Source organism: Methylomonas sp. MED-D (assembly GCF_050276835.1).
Taxonomy (GTDB): domain Bacteria; phylum Pseudomonadota; class Gammaproteobacteria; order Methylococcales; family Methylomonadaceae; genus Methylomonas; species Methylomonas koyamae_A.
Genome location: NZ_CP189965.1, coordinates 1102038 through 1119895 on the forward strand (window position 1 = coordinate 1102038; position 17858 = coordinate 1119895).

Sequence of the window (17858 nt, forward strand, 5' to 3'; positions counted from 1 at the left end):
TGGGAAGCCGAGCGATTTTTGCTGGGTCGGGGTGAGCGCGGAGTCAATGGCGGTCCTGAGTTGACGAACGATAAGCTAAGCGACAGCAAATTTCGCGCCTAAGTGTATATCGGGAGACCCGCGGGCGGGCGGGCAACGATGTGGCAGCGAGGGGCGGCATTTTCGTGTGTTTCCGACCGCCAGTATCCGTAGCGGTGGTTCGATTGTCCGATTTTTGGGCAGCTGTTGGCAATATGCACAGCTTTGGTGAATACCGCGCTTTTTCCGGGCTTTTTGGCATCAGGCTTGCATTGACGAAATGAAACCCGCGCAAACGGCGCGGGGTGAGTCCGGAATCGGCTTTTGTGCGCCAACTTAGTGCGGTCCGGCACCATAATAGCGATAACCAGGGATGCCCGCATGAAGTCCGAGCAATCGATATGGGCGCAATACCGCGCCAACCAAGCCTACGACGAAATGATGGATGGTGGCGGCCAGCCGCGTCAAACGTGCGCCACTTTGAGTCAGTACTTGCAATCCTTGGGCATGGAAGCCATCAAGGGGCGCCTGTCGGCCGCCGAGGCGGCGATATTGGAGATGGGTATTACCTTCACCGTCTATAGCGACGAAGGCAACATCGACCGGGCTTGGCCGTTCGACATCATTCCGCGCTTAATCGATTTTCAGGAGTGGCGGGGCATTGACGCCGGCTTGCGGCAGCGTTTGCGGGCATTGAACCACTTCATCGACGATGTTTATAACGAGCGGCAGATCATCAAGGACGGCGTGGTGCCGACCGAATTGATTGCGAGTTCCAGCAATTTTCGGCCGGAATGTGTCGGGTTCAAGCCCAAGTTCGGGGTTTGGGCCAATATCTGCGGTAGCGATTTGGTACGCGACGGCGACGGCGTGGTTCACGTACTGGAAGACAATTTGCGGGTGCCGTCCGGCGTGTCTTACATGATCGAGAACCGGGTCATCACCAAGCGAGTGTTTCCCGAGTTACTCGAGAACTTGAACATACTGCCGGTGGACGACTACCCGACCCAATTGTTCGAAATGCTGACGTCGATTGCGCCGAGACCGGAGGATCAGCCGCAAATCGCGGTATTGACGCCCGGAATTTATAACTCGGCATACTTCGAACATGCATTTTTGGCTCAACAAATGGGCGCCGAGTTGGTCGAAGGCGGCGACCTGGTGGTCAAGGACGACGATTGCGTGTACATGCGCACCGTCAAGGGTTTGGAAAAAGTCGACGTGATCTATCGGCGGATCGACGATATGTTCCTCGACCCGGAGGTGTTTCGGAAGGATTCGGTGCTGGGCGTCAAAGGCTTGCTGAGGGCTTGGAAGGCCGGCAACGTGGCGTTGGCGAACGCGCCCGGCGCCGGCGTCGCCGACGACAAGGTGGTGTATGCCTACGTGCCGGCGATGATCCGCTACTATCTTAACGAAGAGCCGCTGTTGCCCAACGTACCCACCTATCTTTGTAGCGATCCCGAGCAATGCGCCTACGTGCTGGAGCATCTGGCCGAATTGGTCGTCAAGCCGGCAAACGAGTCCGGCGGTTACGGCATGTTGGTCGGGCCGCATGCCACCCAGAAAGACATCAAGCAATTTCATAAACTGGTCCAGGCCAATCCGCGCAACTACATCGCGCAGCCCACGCTGGCGCTTTCGACCTGTCCGACCTTGTGCGGCGATCGGTTGGAGCCTCGCCACATCGATTTGCGGCCGTTCATCCTGCAAGGCGAGCGCGGTTTCGTGACCGCCGGCGGTCTGACCCGCGTCGCGTTAAAAGCCGGTTCGCTGGTCGTTAACTCGTCGCAGGGCGGCGGCAGCAAGGACACTTGGATCATCAACCGGGAGAAATGACATGCTATCTCGCTCCGCCGAACGTCTCTATTGGCTGGCCCGCTATCTGGAACGCACCGAGAACACCGCTCGCTTGATCAGCGCGACGATGCACTTGATCTACGATTTGCCCTACGGCGTTGAAATGGGCTGGCACAATCTGCTGAATATTTGCGGCGTGGAGGCCGGGTTTTACCAGCGCTTCAAAAACCCCAGCGAGCACAATACCACCCGTTTCCTGTTGGCCGATACCGGTAATCCCGGTTCGCTGTTATCGTCGTTGTCGGCGGCGCGGGAAAATATCCGCACCAGTCGCGAACTGATGCCGGACGAAGCTTGGGAATTGGTCAACGAAATGTATCTGTACGCCAACAACCATCTGGACAGTTTGTCGAATCGGCGTGGCCGGGCTCAGTATTTGCAGGAAATCATGGCAGGTTGCCAACGCTTCACCGGCTTTATTTACGGCGCGATGAGCCGAAACGACGCTTACCGTTTTTTATGCATCGGCCGCAATATCGAGCGCGCCGACATGACCAGCCGGATCATGGATTTCGGTTCGGTGCTGTTGGCGGAAAACCGTAGCCACAAGATGCGCGAGTACGAAACCATTCTATGGATCAATGTCTTGAAATCGCTGAGCGCGGTGTTGATGTATCGCAAGCAGGTGCGTCAGCGCATCAAGGGCGAGGATGTGTTGGACTACTTGCTGAAGAATCCGGATTTTCCGCGAGCGGTGCTGCATTGTCTGGACGAGATCGCCCATTGCATCAAGCGTTTGCCCAATGCCACGGCCTTATTCCCGCATTTGGAAGCCCTGGAGAATCGCATCCTGGCTGTCGATCTGCGTCAAACGCCGCCCGGCGAACTGCACGCATTGCTGGACGATCTGCAAACCCGTTTCGACGACTTGCACCGGCGCATCGCGGCCGCCTGGTTTTTCGACGCCGACAACGGCGAAGCGAGCATGGAGTTGGAAAAGGCGGCTTAACTGTTGCCGATTCGGCGAAGGAACGGGCGGGCGGTTCGGCAGGGCCGGCGAAACAAGTCCTCCTTCGCGCCACCTAGATCGGACGCGAAGGGTGGGCGCTTGGGTTCAGACTTTGCGCCGTGACTATGCAGATACGACGCTTTTCATCTGTCCGGCCGCTGCGTTCCCCGGTTAAAAGCAGCCCGGTAGCGGTTTAGCGTCATCCTTGCTGAATTGCGGCAAGGTCGCGAAGGCCTCCTTTAGCTTTTCGTGCCACATCCGCCGCAATTGAATCAGGTATTCGTTATCTTCCTGAAAGCAGTAATACTCGTCCAGCTTCATCGCATCCTTCGTGTAAATCAACAGTTCCACCGGCGCGCCGACGCTGGCGTTGCTGCGCATCGTCGAATCCATCGAAATCAGGCAACAGCGGCCGGCTTCGTGCAGGTCGGTATCGATTTTCAAAAATCGATCCAGCACCGGTTTGCCGTATTTGTTCTCGCCGATTTGCAAATAAGGCGTTTGCCGCGAGGTGGTGATGCAATTGCCCTCCGGGTAAACCAGATAGGCGCCGTGCGGCTCCTGGGCAATCTGGCCGGCCAGAATGAAGGTTGCCGACGGATTGAAGCTGCTTTGGCCGTCGTCGGTGTGGCGGCGCTGTTTTTCCACGCTGATTCGACCCAAATACTCGGCGGCTTCGGACAAGTAATGCACGGTGTTCAAATTGATTTCCGCGTGTTCCTTGACGTCGCGCTTGATTTGGTCGATGACCGACTGCGTGGTGGCCAGATTGCCGGCGCTGAGCATGACGATCTTGCGGTCGGGGTTGGTGTTGAACGCGTGCATCTTGCCGTAAATGCTGACATTGTCGATGCCGGCATTGGTTCTGGAATCCGAAGTTAACACCAGTCCGTCCTTCAACGAGACTGCAATACAGTAAGTCATGCGCGCTGCCTGAAATGAAGTAATCGGTTCAGTGTACTAAAGTCGGCGAGTCAGGCCAAGCCGACCGGCGCAATTGCCGACACGTCGGCGGCGGATAGGGAATTTATCAACAATATTAACCAGATAGCTTGCATGGAATCTGGCGGAGTTGGTGCGGCAGACCGCACCGTGCTGGTGCGACAGCTACCGTCGCCGCGCCGGTCGGCCGGCGCCGGCCGGCGAAATTCGTGGTTTCGATCGCTTGGTACGGTTTTTGTTTCCCGTTTGGCGGCCGCACGGAGATCGGCGGCGTGTAGTGCGGGAAGCGTCGATCCGCGTCGGCGCTTCCCGCAATGCATCGACGATGTCATGCAATTCGTACCGGAAGTCGGCGATTTCGCCGGCGCCGGTCGGGAACGCTGTTTCAACCTACCGCAAACAAGGAGTTTTATGCAGGCACTTTTGGAAAACAGTTCGGATAAATTGTTGTCGGCGATGCCCGACGTCAAGACGTTCGAACGGCAGCTGGCGTCGTTAAACGATTGGTGGGGCAAAATCGCGCTGATCGGCAAAATCAATAGCCACAATGTCGCCGCGACGATATTGGACGACATGAATCAAATCCAGGGCAAATTCGGCGAGCTGCAAAAAAAGCTCACCTACAATCTGCTGCTGGAGAACGTCCAGAAGCTGGTATTGGATAACGCGTCCAAGGCCCAGGTGGCGATCGATTTACTGGTGCGGAATTTGTTCGAACGGACCGCCGACGTCGGATTTCTGGCGACCGACGACGATATTCGCGCCTTTCTAAGTCTGGCCGCGCCAACCGCCGAACAAACCGCGTTCATTGAAGACCGGCTGCGCGAATACGTTAAAAAATACAGCGTTTACGACGAAATTCTGGTGTTGGATACCCAGGGGCGGGTCAAGGCGCATCTCGATAAGCACAATCCGGTGACGGTGTCGTCGGATCCGCTGATTTCGGAAACCTTGACCGGCGGCGCAGCCTATGTCGAAACCTTCCGATATTCGGATTTACAGCCGGATCGCCGCCACTCGTTGATCTATTCCTGTCAAATTACCGAAACCAACCAGCGCGATTCCAAACTGCTGGGGGTGTTGTGCCTGTGCTTTAAGTTCGACGACGAAATGCGCGGGATTTTCGCCGACCTGCTCGGCGCCGGCGACGACGGTATTCTAGGGGTGCTGGGCGACGACGGCCGCGTGATCGCCAGCAGCGACGAATTATTGTTGCCGGTCAATACCTGGTCCAGCGTCGAACGCTCGGTACGCATCGCCCGTTATCACGGCGCCGAGTACATCATCAACACCCGTGCCAGCAACGGTTATCAAGGCTTTCGCGGTTTGGGCTGGTGCGGACAAATGATGACCGCGCTGAATCAGGCGTTTAGCCGCGATCCAATGGCGGCGGCCAATCAGCCGGACATCATGGAGCAGGCCAGCAGTTTTCCGCCGGAACTGCGCGACATCCGCAAGGCGTCGGCCGCCATCAACGACGATCTCGGTTTACTGGTATTGAACGGCCAGATCGCCTCGGCCCGCAAAAACGCCGCCGAATTCATGCCGGTGTTGGAAGCGATCAAACAAATCGGCACCGATATCGCCAGCATTTTTACCGCCTCGGTCAACAGCTTGCAGCAAGCCACCGTGATGTCGTCGCATCTAAACAACGCGGGCTTTTTGGCTTCGTTGGCGGTCGACATCATGGACCGCAATCTGTACGAGCGCGCCAACGATTGCCGTTGGTGGGCATTGACCTCGGCATTTCGTCGTCACCTGGCCGCCGGCAGCCCCGATGCCGGCCAGCGGCGCGAAATCGCCGATATTCTGCAATACATCAACGCCTTGTACACGGTTTATACCAATCTCTATGTTTACGACGCCAACGGTGACATTGTCGCGGTGTCCGATCCTAACCAACAGGCCTTGGTCGGCGGCCGGGTTGGCGACGATAGCGGAGCGGTCACGGCCCTGAAATGCCCTGACAGCCAAAGCTATCGGGTCTCGCCTTTTGCCCGTTCGGCGTTGTACGCCCAGAGACCTACCTATATCTACAACGCAGCGATCACCGATTTGGCCGATACGACCCGGGTCGTGGGCGGAATTGGCATTGTTTTCGATAGCGAGCCGCAATTCGCGGCGATGTTGAGCGACGTATTGCCTCGCGACGAGCAGGGTAGTCCGGTGGCGGGTTGTTTCGCGCTGTTCGCAGATCGGCAAAAGCGGGTCATCGCGACCGCTGGCGACTCGGATTTGGGCGCCAGCGAGTTGTTGGATTTGGACGGTGCCTGCTTTCGCTTGCCGGCCGGTCAGCGCGAATCCCGAGTGGTGCAATACCGCGAACGAAATTACCTGCTGGGTAGTGCCGTGTCCAAGGGCTACCGGGAATACAAAGTCGCCGACGGCTACGTCAACGACGTGATCGCCTTCATCTTTATTCCGTTCTGAATCTACCCGAGGCGGCCGATCGCCCATTCGCCGTTTAACTTTGGGTGTTCGGCTGACTAGGGCATGGAAACGCAGTCTTGAATTCTCGGGGGGATAAGGCTTTGTCTTCCGGGTAGCTCGCATTGCCAATTCCGGCCCTTGCTCCACCCAACTTTTGCACATATTGGCTGTTTGGAAGCATTACTAATCCAACAAAGTTTTGCTTACTACGGCGATACTTAAAAATTAGGTACGTTCTAATTTTCAAGCTTAGAATGAAAATGCCCGGTATTTTTCCAGGTTGCATCTAATTCAAACCAAGCGGATCTGTCGGCTCCATACGCTAAAAACAGTCCAAGCTGTTGGCGTCCTTGCTGGTCGGCAACCAGCCGCTCGGCATGTCGTCTTTCAAGGCCACGCCGGAAAGTCCGCGCCGCAGCGCTTGCGCGCTCAGATAAGCCAGTTTGATCGCGGCGGCTTCGTAAGCCAGGCCCTGTGGCGGGCGGATGTTGGATAGGCAGTTGCGGTCGGCGTCGGTATTGCCGAGGCGCGGCGCGTGGGTCAGGTAAATGCCCAAGCTGTCGGCGGCGCTTAAGCCGGGGCGTTCGCCGACGATGATGACGGCGAGTTTGGCTTGCAGCAGTTCGCCGATTTCGTCGGCGACGGCGACGCGGGCTTCCGGCACCAGACAAATCGGAGCCAGGGTCAGGCCGTAAGCGCGGTAAGCGGCCGTCACCGCTTGCAATAGGTTGAAAGCGTGGCGTTCGACCGCAGTCGAAGACAGACCGTTGCTGACGATCAGCGCGACGTCGGAGCCGGTCGGGTTCAGCGCCGTCAGTTGGGCGCGGCTGTCTTCGGTCAAGCGCCGGCCCAAGTCCGGTCGGCGCAAATATTGAGCGCGATCCGCAATCGGCGTGTTCAGTACCAAAACCGGCCAGCCGGCATCGGCGACTGCATCGGCACAGGCGCGAACCGCCCACGGTTGATGCACCGCGTCCCGAGCCGCGGCGTGAGCGGCGTTGAATTCCAGTTGCGCCGAGGTTGGCAGCGCGCAGCCGGCCCGGCCCAGCGCGATGCGAGCTTGAGTGTAACGGCGCAGTTCCAGCCAGGGATCGCTCATGCGGTCAGTTCGCCGCGAAATTGGCCGAGCAGCCGGGACGCGTCGCGGCGGTCGGTTAGGCGGTTATTGTCGAAGATGCCCAGGCTTTCCAGCCAGGCTTCGAATTCCGGTGCGGGGCGCAGGCCCAGCGCTTCGCGCAGATACAGCGCGTCGTGGAACGAGGTGCTTTGGTAGGCCAGCATCACGTCGTCGGCGCCGGGTACGCCCATCACGAAATGGCAGCCGGCGACGCCGAGCAAGGTCAGCAAGGTATCCATGTCGTCCTGGTCCGCCTCGGCATGATTGGTGTAGCAAATGTCGCATCCCATCGGCAGGCCGAGCAGTTTGCCGCAAAAATGGTCTTCCAGACCGGCGCGGATAATCTGTTTGCCGTCGTACAGGTATTCCGGGCCGATGAAGCCGACCACCGAATTGACCAGCAGCGGATCGAACTCGCGGGCGACCGCGTAGGCGCGGGCTTCGCAGGTTTGCGCATCGACACCGTGGTTGGCGCCGGCGGACAATGCGCTGCCCTGGCCGGTCTCGAAGTACATCACTTGATGGCCGACGCTGCCGCGCCGTTGCTCGTCGGCCATCGCCCTGGCTTCGCGCAACAGAGCTAAATCCACGCCGAAGCTGCGGTTGGCGGCTTCAGTGCCGGCGATCGACTGAAACACCAGATCGATCGGTGCGCCGCGCCGCATCAGTTCCATCGTGGTGGTGACGTGGGCCAACACGCAGGCCTGGGTCGGGATCGCGTAGCGTTGGATGATGCCGTCGAGCATTTCCAGCAAGGCGCGGACATTGTCCAGGCTGTCGGTGGCCGGATTGATGCCGATTACCGCGTCGCCGCTGCCGTACAGCAAGCCGTCGAGAATGCTGGCGGCGATGCCGCGCGTGTCGTCGGTCGGATGGTTAGGCTGCAGCCGGGTGGATAGCCGACCCGGCAGTCCCAAGGTATTGCGAAATCGGCTGACCACCCGGCAACGGCGGGCGACCGCGATCAGATCCTGATTGCGCATGATTTTGCTGACTGCGGCGACCATTTCCGGCGTCAATCCGGGCGCCAGCGCTGTCAAGTCGGTTTGACCGGTCAGCAGCCAATCGCGGAATTCGCCGACCGACAAACCGGCGACCGGCGCAAATGCGCGCTGGTCGTGGCGATCCAGGATCAGGCGCGATACTTCGTCGTATTCCGGGTCGATCAGAGGCTCTTCTAAGAAGCGTTGCAGCGCGACCTCGGCCAGACAACGCTGGGCGGCGGCCCGTTCGATCTCGGAATCGGCGGCCAATCCGGCCAATTCGTCGGCCGCCCGGCGCGGCGATGCCTTGGCCATCAACACCCGTAGATTCGCAAATTGAAAGAAGCGGCCGTTAACGGCGGTCGAGTAGGGCATTCCGCGAGCGAAAATTGATTGATGATTGGACCGCGAGCATAAGCCGGTTTTATGACCGATTCGTGACACTGGCGAGCGCATGCTTGCCGCAAACTGGGGTATCTCAAAAAGATCCGTTGTCACGTGTTTTGGGCCGTCCATGTTTCGACTTTGCTCAACACGAACGGCCTAAAACACACTCACTTACCCGGTGAATAAAAAATCCAGCTTCCACTTCAGAGGGTGTCGTAAAAGTCGAAACAGAACCTTCTCCTCGCGGGAGAGGGCAGGGTGAGGGGGATAAAATCAATGCCTTACCTTGATATTTCCCCTCACCCCAACCCCTCTCCCGCAAGGAGAGGGGCTTTTACGACACTCTTCTTCAGTGGATGTTACGCGGTGTCGGGCGCGGATTGCGGTCAGTAGTTGAGACCGGGCAATTGGAGGATCAGCGCGGCGCTGATCATCGCGGCGGCGGTCAAAATGGCCCACAGCGAACGGCGGTTGTTGGATTTGAGCTGTTTGCGCAGCAAGACCATTTCGCGCTGGTGGTGCTGGATTTGTTGCTGCATCTGGGCGGTGCTCTGCAATGCGTGCAACATCAGGGCCGGGATTTCCGGCAGTTGCTCGGTGATTTCCGGGAGTTTGCCCAGCAGTTCCTTGAGCTTGGCGGCGGGTCCCATCCGTTCCTTGAACCAATTCTCCAGGAAGGGTTTGGCGGTTTGCCACAGGTCCAGCTCCGGGTAGAGCTGCCGGCCCAGGCCTTCGATGTTCAGCAAGGTTTTTTGCAGCAGCACCAATTGCGGTTGGACCACCATGTCGAAGCGGCGGGCGGTCTGGAACAGTCTGAGCAACAGCAGGCCGAAGGAGATGTCTTTCAACGGCTTTTCGAAGATGGGTTCGCAGACGGCGCGGATGGCTGCCTCGAATTCCTCGACCCGAGTCGTGCTCGGCACCCAGCCCGACTCGATGTGCATTTGCGCGACCCGCCGGTAATCGTGGTTGAAAAAGGCCAGGAAATTCTCGGCCAGATAACGCTGATCGGAATCCGACAGGCTGCCGACGATGCCGAAATCGACCGCCAGGTATTTGTCCGGCAGTTGCACGAAAATATTGCCGGGGTGCATGTCGGCGTGGAAGAAGTTGTCGCGGAATACTTGGGTAAAGAATATTTCCACGCCCCGTTCCGCCAGTTTCTTGAAATCGGCTTGGCCTTCGCGCAAGGAGTCGATGTCGCCGACCGGAATACCGTAGATGCGTTCCATCACCAGCACTTTGCGGCGGGTCAGCGGCCAGTGGATTTCCGGAATGTAGAGCAACTCGGAGTTTTTGAAATTGCTGCGGATCGCGCTGGCGTTGGCGGCTTCGCGGACCAGGTCCAGTTCGTCGAGTATGGTTTTCTCGAACTCGGCGACGATTTCGACGGCGCGCAGGCGGCGGGCATCCGGCCAGAAGCGCTCGGCCAGTTTGGCGAATTCGAATAGCAGCGCGACGTCCGAATGAATCTTGCCGGCGATGTCCGGGCGCAACACCTTGACGATGACTTGCTCGCCGCTGTGCAATTGCGCGGTATGCACTTGGGCGACCGAGGCCGAGGCCAGCGGCGTCGGATTGAATTCGGCGAAGGCTTCGCCCAGGGTTTGGCCGAGTTGCTGCTCGATGATTTTCCGGGCCGTTTCGGCCGGAAAGGGCGGCACCTTATCCTGGAGCTTGACCAGCTCCTCGGCGATGTCTTCCGGCAGCAAGTCTTTGCGGGTGGACAGGGTTTGGCCGAATTTGACGTAGATCGGCCCCAGGTCTTCCAGGGTTTTGCGGATGCGGACGCCGCGCGGCAGCGTGGTGCGGCCCAGCCAGTAGTTGGGCGAGCAATAGGCCAGAAAGCGGATGGCCCGGAACAAGCGGGTTTTCAGCACGATTTCGTCCAGACCGTGGAACATCATCACCCAATTGATATGAATCAGGCGCATCAAGGTTTTGGGACGAATCACAAGCAGTCCTTTTAACGGGGTTCGGTGGGTGGAGTGAGGGCGGCGGCCAGCCGGTCGAGGCGAGCGGTCAGCCGGTCGGCATCCAACCGGAGTTGGTCGATCTGTTGAAAGACTTGCTCGGCTTCCGGTTTGGCGGGCAGTTCGCGGGTCTCTTCCTGGAGAAATTCCTCCAGATTGAGTTTAAACGTGGTCAGGCCATGCCGCGACCAGGCGCGGCCGCCGCGCACCCAGCCGGCCAGGCGGTGGGCCAGGTCGGCGCCGGCGTAGCGGGCCAACTTGGCTTCCCAGGCGATGTCCAGTTTTTCGAACAAGCGCTGCAGCTTGCGGGCCAGTTGGGTATCGCCGGCCAGTGTGACGTCGCCGCGAAACAGCGAGCGCATCGGCGTGGTGCTCAAGCCCATCAGGCCCAGAGCGGCCAGCGAGCCGCTCAAACTGGCATCGGGTTCGCCGGCGTAACTCTCCAGAATCTGGATACGCCGGGTGCCGGGACACAGGAACAGTTCGGCGCCGAAGGGCTGAATGCGCAACGCGATGACCTTGCCGGCCATCGGCGCCAGATAGTCTTCGAGGTGGTCGTCCAGCACCAGATACTGGTTCAACGCGGTTTCCAGCGCGGCTACCAGTAGGGGTTTGACTTGCAGAAAATCGTTCGCCATTAGCCGTTCGTCGATCGGAGCTGTTGCGGACAATCGCGCGCTACCATCCGGGGTCGATGGAAGCCGCGGCGCTTAAAACTTGTAGCCCCGGTGCACCGCGACGATACCCTGGGTCATATTGAAATATTCGCAGCGCTCCAGACCGGCGTTTTCCATCATTTGTTTTAGTTCGTCCTGCTTCGGGTGCATCCGGATGGATTCGGCCAGATAGCGGTAGCTTTCCTCGTCCTTGGCGACGACCGCGCCGATTTTGGGCAGCAGATTGAACGAATAAAAGTCGTAAACCTTTTCGGTAATCGGATCGGTCGGATGGGAAAATTCCAGTACGATGACCCGGCCGCCAGGTTTCAAGACTCGGTACATCGAACGCAGCGCGGCGTCCTTGTCGGTGACGTTGCGCAAGCCGAAACCTATCGTCACGCAATCGAAGGTATTTTCGGCGAACGGCAGGCATTCGGCGTTGACCTGGGCGTAACGGATATTGCCGGCCAGACCTTTGTTGACCAGGCGTTCGCGACCGTTGCGCAGCATCTCTGCGTTGATGTCGGCCAATACCACTTGGCCCTTGGCGCCGACCCGTTTCTCGTACAGCATCGTCAAGTCGCCGGTGCCGCCGGCCAGATCCAGTATTTTATCGCCTTCGCGCACATTGGCCAGTTGTACCGCGACCCGCTTCCAGATCCGGTGAATGCCGAACGACATCAGATCGTTCATCAGATCGTAGTTGTTGGCGACCGAATCGAACACGCCGCGCACCATCGCGACTTTTTCCGAGACCGGTACTTGTTTGAAGCCGAAATGGGTAGTGTTGTCGTTAGTCATGGTGGCGTTTAATGAGTAATGGGCGAGCGGCGGCTAATGCCGGCGGCTTGGAGTTCTTCGAGATATTGCGACCAGAGCAGCGGAAAGTCCGAACCCAGTTTGTACAACAAGTCCCAACTGTAAATGCCGGTATCGTGGCCGTCGCTGAATACCAGTTTGACCGCGTAATTGCCGACCGGCAGGATGTCGGTGATGGCAACGTCCTCCTTGCCTGTTTGCAGGGTTTCCTGGCCGGGGCCGTGACCGACCGCTTCGGCCGACTGGGTGTAGACGCGCAGGTATTCGGCCGGCATTTCGAAGATGCTGCCGTCGTCGAAATGGATTTCCAGTATACCCGAGACCTGGTGCAGCTTGATTTCGGTCGGGACGTGGTGGCAGGGCGGAATTTCGATACGCATGGCTTATAAGATATAGCGGCTGAGGTCTTCGTCGTCGGCCAGTTCCAGCAAATGGGCGTTGACGTAGGTGGCGTCGATGGTCACGGTTTTCTCCAACAGGTCCGGGGCGTTGAAGGACACGTCCTCCAGCAACTTCTCCAAGATTGTGTGCAAGCGGCGGGCGCCGATGTTCTCGGTTTTTTCGTTGACCTGCCAGCCCAGTTCGGCGATGCGGCGGATGCCGTCGGCGGTAAATTGCACGTCCACGCCTTCGGTTTTGAGTAGCGCCTGATATTGCTCGGTCAGCGAGGCGTTGGGCTCGGTCAGGATGCGGACGAAGTCTTCGGCGCTAAGCGCGCTCAGTTCGACCCGGATCGGAAAACGGCCTTGCAACTCTGGAATCAGGTCTGACGGTTTGGTCAAATGAAAGGCTCCGGATGCGATGAACAGCACGTGGTCGGTCTTGATCATGCCGTATTTGGTGCTGACCGTGCTGCCTTCGACCAGCGGCAACAAGTCGCGCTGCACGCCTTCGCGAGAGACTTCGCCGCCGCCGATTTCGCCCCGTTTGCAAATCTTGTCGATCTCGTCCAGAAACACGATGCCGTTTTGCTCGACGGCTTGTAGCGCCGTTTGCTTGATGTCTTCCTCGTTGACCAGTTTGCCGGCTTCTTCTTCCTGTAGCAGTTTCAGCGCGTCCTTGATTTTCAATTTGCGGGTCTTGGTGCGGCCGCTGTTCAGGTTTTGAAACATGCCCTGTAACTGATTGGTCATTTCTTCCATGCCCGGCGGCGCCATGATCTCGACACCCACCGACGGCGCCGCGACATCGACTTGAATTTCCTTGTCGTCGAGATCGCCTTCGCGCAGTTTTTTACGCATTTTCTGGCGGGTGGATTCCTCGGTTTCCGACAGCATGCCGCCCTCGGCGCGCGGCAGCAGAATGTCCAGCACCTTGTCTTCGGCGGCGTCGGCGGCGCGGTTTTGCACTTTTTCCATTGCCGCGACGCGAGTCATTTTGACGGCGGTGTCCACCAGATCGCGGATGATGGATTCCACGTCGCGGCCGACGTAACCGACCTCGGTAAACTTGGTGGCTTCTATTTTAATGAAGGGGGCGTTGGCCAAGCGGGCTAGGCGGCGGGCGATTTCGGTCTTGCCGACGCCAGTGGGGCCTATCATCAGAATGTTCTTCGGAGTGATTTCCTCGCGCATGCCGGCATCTACCTGGCCGCGGCGCCAGCGGTTGCGTAGCGCGATAGCGACCGAGCGCTTGGCGTCGGCCTGGCCGACGATGTGCTTGTCCAGTTCGCTGACGATTTCTCTTGGGGTCATTTGACTCATGGTTGTTCTTGCTCCGCCGGTTTGGCTTCGGCGTCCAATTCTTCGATGCGTAAATTGTGGTTGGTGTAGATACAGATGTCGGCGGCGATGTGCAGTGACTTCTCGACAATGTCGCGGGCGCCGAGTTCGGTGTTTTCGTACAAGGCGCGGGCCGCGCTTTGCGCGAACGCGCCGCCGGAGCCGATCGCGATGAAATCGTATTCCGGCTCGATCACGTCACCGGTGCCGGAAATGACCAGGGTGGTCTTGCTGTCGGCGATGATCAGCAGGGCTTCCAACTTGCGCAGCGCCCGATCGGTGCGCCAATCCTTAGCCATTTCGACGGCGGCGCGGGTCAGATTGCCGCGGTGTTTTTCCAGTTTGCCTTCGAAATGTTCGAACAGGGTAAAGGCGTCGGCGGTGGCACCGGCAAAACCGCCTATCACCTTGTCGTGGTAAAGCCGGCGCACCTTGCGGGCGTTGGCCTTCATCACGGTGTTGCCCAGCGTGACCTGGCCGTCGCCGCCGATCACGACTTTGTCGCCGCGCCGCACGGACAATATGGTGGTACCTTCGAAACTCGTCATGTTTTCAATCAACGGAACGGGGAAAGCCGAGGATTTTACATGTTCTGGATTGCGATGGGGAGAAGTTTGCTGGGGCTCGCCGGCCGGCCAAGCGTTGAACTATCGGGCGAAACTGATTAAAGTGAGGCGGCCGGATAGGTGGTGCCGTTAACGCTGCCGTAGAGCGGCGGCCGGGACGGCTTTCGATCATTAGAATAACAACAAGGGGATCAACATGAGAGGTTCATCAGGCTGGAAACGCGCGGCCTTGCTGTGCGCGGTGTTCTTTTCGGGCGCGGTAGCGGCGGTAACGCCCGACGAAGAAGAAAAACAGCAATGTAAAAAACCCAAATTTCGGGACTTCGAGCCCGCGCACATGGCGGAAGTGGCACCGGGCGTGCCGTTGTCGTTTCACGTTTCGCCCAACGCCGACCCGTTTACGATCACCGCCGAGGCACGTGGCGAGAAAATGAAAGTGGATGTTGTCAATAAAAAGACCTTCTATCTGGTCAATACGACTTTACCGGCGCTGAGCGGCGGGTTCGCCAGGATACACGTCACCGCGAAAGCCGCCGAAAGCAAGACCATCGCTAGCGGTTGCCTGGGTCAGGATGGTTGGCTGCTGAAAATCAAGGGGGCCGAGGCGCCCGCGAAAACGGCGGTGGCGCCGGCCGCTCAATAGCGGATTTTGTCGGTTTTGGCCTGCCAACGGCGGAACGGCAGATCCGGTTCCGCCAGCGGCAGTCGGCGCATTGCGATTCGGCGGTGCTCGGCGGCCTTGCCGATTTCGTCGTAGATAAAGCCGTCGTCGAAACCGGCTTGGGCCGCGTCGTGGCGGTCGCTGGCGTAATACACCGCCTTTAGTCGCGCCCAATAAATCGCGCCCAAGCACATCGGGCAGGGTTCGCAACTGGTGTAGAGCGTGCAGTCGGGCAGCTGAAAGTCGCCGAGCGCCCGACAGGCCAGACGGATTGCCGCGACTTCGGCGTGAGCGCTCGGGTCCAGGTCGGCGGTCACCCGATTGCCGCTGGCGGCGATGACTCGGCCGTCCCGGACGATCAGCGCGCCGAACGGTCCGCCGCCTTGTTCGACATTGGCGGTGGCCAAATCCACCGCTTGCTGTAAAAAGCCGGCGTCCATTAGAGGCCCAACGGGTTGTCCGGGTCGATGCCGGTCATGAACGGCAAACGCCGGTCTTCGTTGGTGATTTGGTAAACCTTGCCCAGCCAATTGTTGAACACCGCCTTGGCGGAGTCGCGCCAAGTAATGTCCAAATGGCCGAGTATCTCCTCCTCGGGCAGGGCTTTTAGCGGTCTGGCGCCGTGCCGGGCGGCCTTGACCTCCGCTTCGTACTCGGACAGTAGGCGTTGCGTCGCCGGATCGAAGTAGTTTTCCGGGAACGGCGGGTAATCGTCGCGCTCGGCTCGGTAAAACCGCAGTACCTCGCGCTTGTATTCCTTCAGCAGGCTGATGTCGTCGTATTCCGGATGGCCTTGGAAGAATACGATACGGAAGCCGTCTGGACTGACCGCCAGATGTACGCCCGCCTGATCGCTGGCCACCAACACTTTCAATCCGTGTTTTGCCATGTCCGCTTGAAAGACTTCGTTGTAGCGCGAGTGCGGTACGTCGAAGCGGGTGTTGATTTCGGCCACCAACGGATGGCGGCGGTCGACGACCTTGTGCGAGAACACTCCCCAGCGTTTGCTGGGCAAGCGGGTGCGCTCGACGCCGTAGCAGTGTTGGATCAAGGCATGGGTGGCGAGGCAGGAGCACAGGACCGACGTGACGTTTTGCTTGGCCCATTCGAAGACTTCGGTCAACGGTCCCCAAAACGCTTCGTCCTGCAAGTGGTCGTGGGTGACGTTGGCGCCGCTGATGATCAATGCATCCAGGCCGTCCCGCTTGATTTGCTCGAAGGATTCGTAATAGCGCTCGATATGAGCCAGCGCTTCAGGGCCGCGTTCCAGGCCGGCGATCGTGAATGGATGAACGTGAAATTGGGCAATCTGATTACAAGCGCCGACCAGCCGGAAAAACTGGCGTTCGGTGGCTTCCAGCGCGGCATCGGGCATGATGTTGAGCAGGCCGATATGCAATTCGCGGATGGATTGGCCTAGCGCGCGCGCCGGACTGAGGATTTCTTCGCCTTCGTCGCGCAGACGGCCGAAGGTCGGCAAATCGGTATGGGCAACTAGCGGCATTGCGGTAGAGGCCTCATGCGCTTTGGCGGTCGATGGCCGCGGCGATCAATTCGATGAAATCTTGCTCGCTTTGAATCCGGGCCGTTTCGTCGGCGCTAACCGTGTAGCCGTATTGGGCGGCAATCGCTTCGTAGCGCGGCACGCGGGCCTTGAACAGCTCCGGAAATACCCAAGTGACGAAGTCATCCGGCGGAATTTGGTCGGTCGAGGCGTAACCGCGTTCGCTCATGAATCGCGCCAGCTTGGCATCGACGAATTCGGGGCGGTAGTAGAGCGGTTTCGGATCTTGCTTGGCCCGGTCGATGATGGTTTGCTCCAGCGCTGGCGGAATCTGGATGTAAACGATCAGCGTGTGCTCGGCCAGCGTTTCGAGAACCTCAGGGCAATCGAGTTCGCAGACGCTACCGCCTGCGTCGTTCAAAAAATGTTTGTAGCCGTAAATCGCTTCGGCCTTATGAATGAAATCCGGCACGTCGTTCATCGCCGCGATTTCGGCCTGATGGTGTAGTGCCTGCCGGCGCTTGAATTCGGCCAGCGTCAGGCCGCCCTTGGCCGGATCGCCGATTTTGCCCAGGAAACTCGATACCGGCGCCAGATTATCGACGGTAATATTGTTGCAGATGTAGATCGAGTCCGATTTAAGCAGCTCGCGCAAAAACGGCACGCCCATCGCCTGCTGTTTGATGTTGTCCAGGATGGGTTCTTCCAAGTACTTGGTGCCGATCCGGTAATCCCCGGAATAGTGGAACCATTTGTCCTTGGGCAGTTTGTTGGACAAGGTAGTCTTGCCCGCGCCGGACATGGCCAGCAGCGTGATGCTCTTGGATTCCCAGTCCAAGAATTGTTGGGCGGTCATTTTCATAAAAGGTGATTGCTTAATCCAAAAAATCGCTGATATCCAAATCTTCCGAGTCCGGGCGGGCGTGGCGATCGGGATCGGTATAGCCGAGATCGTCGGCCTCCAAATCGTCGAACGGCGCGCTCCAGTCTTCCGGATCCTCGATATAGTCTATCGTCGAGTTGTACCAACTTTCGTTGTCGTATTCGCCCAGATCGCCATTGGCGTATTGGACTTCGATGTTGTCGTCGTTGCCTTCGATGGCGACGACCTTGAAGGTGAGGTTGCTTTCCAAGTCTTTATACCAACGGCCGATCACCGGGTCTGCGATAGTAGTCATCGTTGCGTCCTCGCTAAGTGGTTTACCCGCCCAATGATAGCGAGTTTGCCGAGACTGTGCGAGCCGAGTCGCCGGCGAATTCGGTTAGAAT

General features: G+C 58.7%; 17 protein-coding genes. 4 read left to right on the forward strand and 13 right to left on the reverse strand.

Annotation, left to right across the window (positions count from 1 at the left end; genetic code table 11):
• Positions 1–399 precede the first annotated feature (399 nt).
• Both ACQE3E_RS04905 and ACQE3E_RS04910 read left to right on the forward strand, forming a co-directional pair.
• Positions 400–1857 (forward strand): circularly permuted type 2 ATP-grasp protein, encoded by a 1458-nt coding sequence (locus ACQE3E_RS04905; RefSeq protein WP_313728834.1) that lies wholly within the window; start codon positions 400–402, stop codon positions 1855–1857.
• A 1-nt stretch (position 1858) separates the two neighbouring features.
• Complete coding sequence (locus ACQE3E_RS04910; RefSeq protein WP_064031068.1) at positions 1859–2827, forward strand: alpha-E domain-containing protein; 969 nt, start codon at positions 1859–1861, stop codon at positions 2825–2827.
• 171 nt (positions 2828–2998) lie between these two features.
• Here ACQE3E_RS04910 and ACQE3E_RS04915 read toward each other — a convergent pair whose 3' ends face one another.
• Positions 2999–3751 carry a peptidase gene (locus ACQE3E_RS04915; RefSeq protein ID WP_071154809.1) on the reverse strand — a complete coding sequence of 251 codons (753 nt, stop codon included), beginning with the start codon at positions 3749–3751 and terminating at the stop codon, positions 2999–3001.
• 348 nt (positions 3752–4099) lie between these two features.
• Between ACQE3E_RS04915 and ACQE3E_RS04920 the strand changes: the two genes are divergently transcribed.
• Positions 4100–6199, forward strand: a complete 2100-nt coding sequence (locus ACQE3E_RS04920) for a cache domain-containing protein (protein WP_427501274.1) — start codon at positions 4100–4102, stop codon at positions 6197–6199.
• Between the two features lie 322 nt (positions 6200–6521).
• On the opposite strand, the gene eutC is transcribed toward ACQE3E_RS04920, so the two are convergent.
• The 8 genes from eutC to hslV all read right to left on the reverse strand — a co-directional run bounded on the left by eutC (position 6522) and on the right by hslV (position 14406).
• On the reverse strand, positions 6522–7298 hold the full coding sequence (eutC, locus tag ACQE3E_RS04925; RefSeq protein ID WP_313728832.1) for an ethanolamine ammonia-lyase subunit EutC: 777 nt from the start codon (positions 7296–7298) through the stop codon (positions 6522–6524).
• Positions 7295–8674, reverse strand: a complete 1380-nt coding sequence (locus ACQE3E_RS04930; protein ID WP_313728831.1) for an ethanolamine ammonia-lyase subunit EutB — start codon at positions 8672–8674, stop codon at positions 7295–7297. The genes eutC and ACQE3E_RS04930 overlap by 4 nt, the downstream gene beginning before the upstream one ends.
• Positions 8675–9072: 398 nt before the next feature.
• The gene (gene ubiB, locus ACQE3E_RS04935; protein ID WP_427501275.1) at positions 9073–10641 is read right to left on the reverse strand and encodes a ubiquinone biosynthesis regulatory protein kinase UbiB; all 1569 of its coding nucleotides are present in this window, start codon (positions 10639–10641) and stop codon (positions 9073–9075) included.
• 11 nt (positions 10642–10652) lie between these two features.
• The gene (locus ACQE3E_RS04940; protein WP_427501276.1) at positions 10653–11297 is read right to left on the reverse strand and encodes a ubiquinone biosynthesis accessory factor UbiJ; all 645 of its coding nucleotides are present in this window, start codon (positions 11295–11297) and stop codon (positions 10653–10655) included.
• A gap of 72 nt (positions 11298–11369) precedes the next feature.
• A complete protein-coding gene (ubiE, locus tag ACQE3E_RS04945) occupies positions 11370–12119 on the reverse strand; it encodes a bifunctional demethylmenaquinone methyltransferase/2-methoxy-6-polyprenyl-1,4-benzoquinol methylase UbiE (RefSeq protein WP_427501277.1) in 750 nt (249 codons plus the stop codon).
• Between the two features lie 8 nt (positions 12120–12127).
• Positions 12128–12517 (reverse strand): gamma-butyrobetaine hydroxylase-like domain-containing protein, encoded by a 390-nt coding sequence (locus tag ACQE3E_RS04950; RefSeq protein ID WP_064024251.1) that lies wholly within the window; start codon positions 12515–12517, stop codon positions 12128–12130.
• 3 nt (positions 12518–12520) lie between these two features.
• Entirely contained in the window at positions 12521–13840 is a 1320-nt protein-coding gene (hslU, locus tag ACQE3E_RS04955; RefSeq protein WP_426991081.1) for an ATP-dependent protease ATPase subunit HslU, read from the reverse strand.
• A complete protein-coding gene (gene hslV / locus ACQE3E_RS04960) occupies positions 13837–14406 on the reverse strand; it encodes an ATP-dependent protease subunit HslV (protein WP_071154817.1) in 570 nt (189 codons plus the stop codon). The genes hslU and hslV overlap by 4 nt, the downstream gene beginning before the upstream one ends.
• A gap of 214 nt (positions 14407–14620) precedes the next feature.
• Here hslV and ACQE3E_RS04965 point away from each other — a divergent pair, with 214 nt between their 5' ends.
• Positions 14621–15067: a hypothetical protein gene (locus ACQE3E_RS04965; protein WP_064024245.1), complete on the forward strand. Its 447-nt coding sequence runs from the start codon at positions 14621–14623 to the stop codon at positions 15065–15067.
• Here the strand turns inward: ACQE3E_RS04965 and ACQE3E_RS04970 are convergent.
• From ACQE3E_RS04970 to ACQE3E_RS04985, 4 genes are read right to left on the reverse strand one after another with little or no spacing between them, the layout of a single operon-like run.
• Positions 15061–15525: a nucleoside deaminase gene (locus ACQE3E_RS04970; RefSeq protein WP_427501278.1), complete on the reverse strand. Its 465-nt coding sequence runs from the start codon at positions 15523–15525 to the stop codon at positions 15061–15063. The two genes, ACQE3E_RS04965 and ACQE3E_RS04970, sit on opposite strands and share 7 nt — an antisense overlap.
• Positions 15525–16589 (reverse strand): homoserine O-succinyltransferase MetA, encoded by a 1065-nt coding sequence (gene metA / locus ACQE3E_RS04975; RefSeq protein WP_427501279.1) that lies wholly within the window; start codon positions 16587–16589, stop codon positions 15525–15527. The genes ACQE3E_RS04970 and metA overlap by 1 nt, the downstream gene beginning before the upstream one ends.
• 13 nt (positions 16590–16602) lie before the next feature.
• Entirely contained in the window at positions 16603–17451 is an 849-nt protein-coding gene (locus ACQE3E_RS04980; RefSeq protein ID WP_064024237.1) for a hypothetical protein, read from the reverse strand.
• A 13-nt stretch (positions 17452–17464) separates the two neighbouring features.
• Positions 17465–17767: a DUF6763 family protein gene (locus ACQE3E_RS04985; RefSeq protein WP_064024235.1), complete on the reverse strand. Its 303-nt coding sequence runs from the start codon at positions 17765–17767 to the stop codon at positions 17465–17467.
• Positions 17768–17858 lie beyond the last annotated feature (91 nt).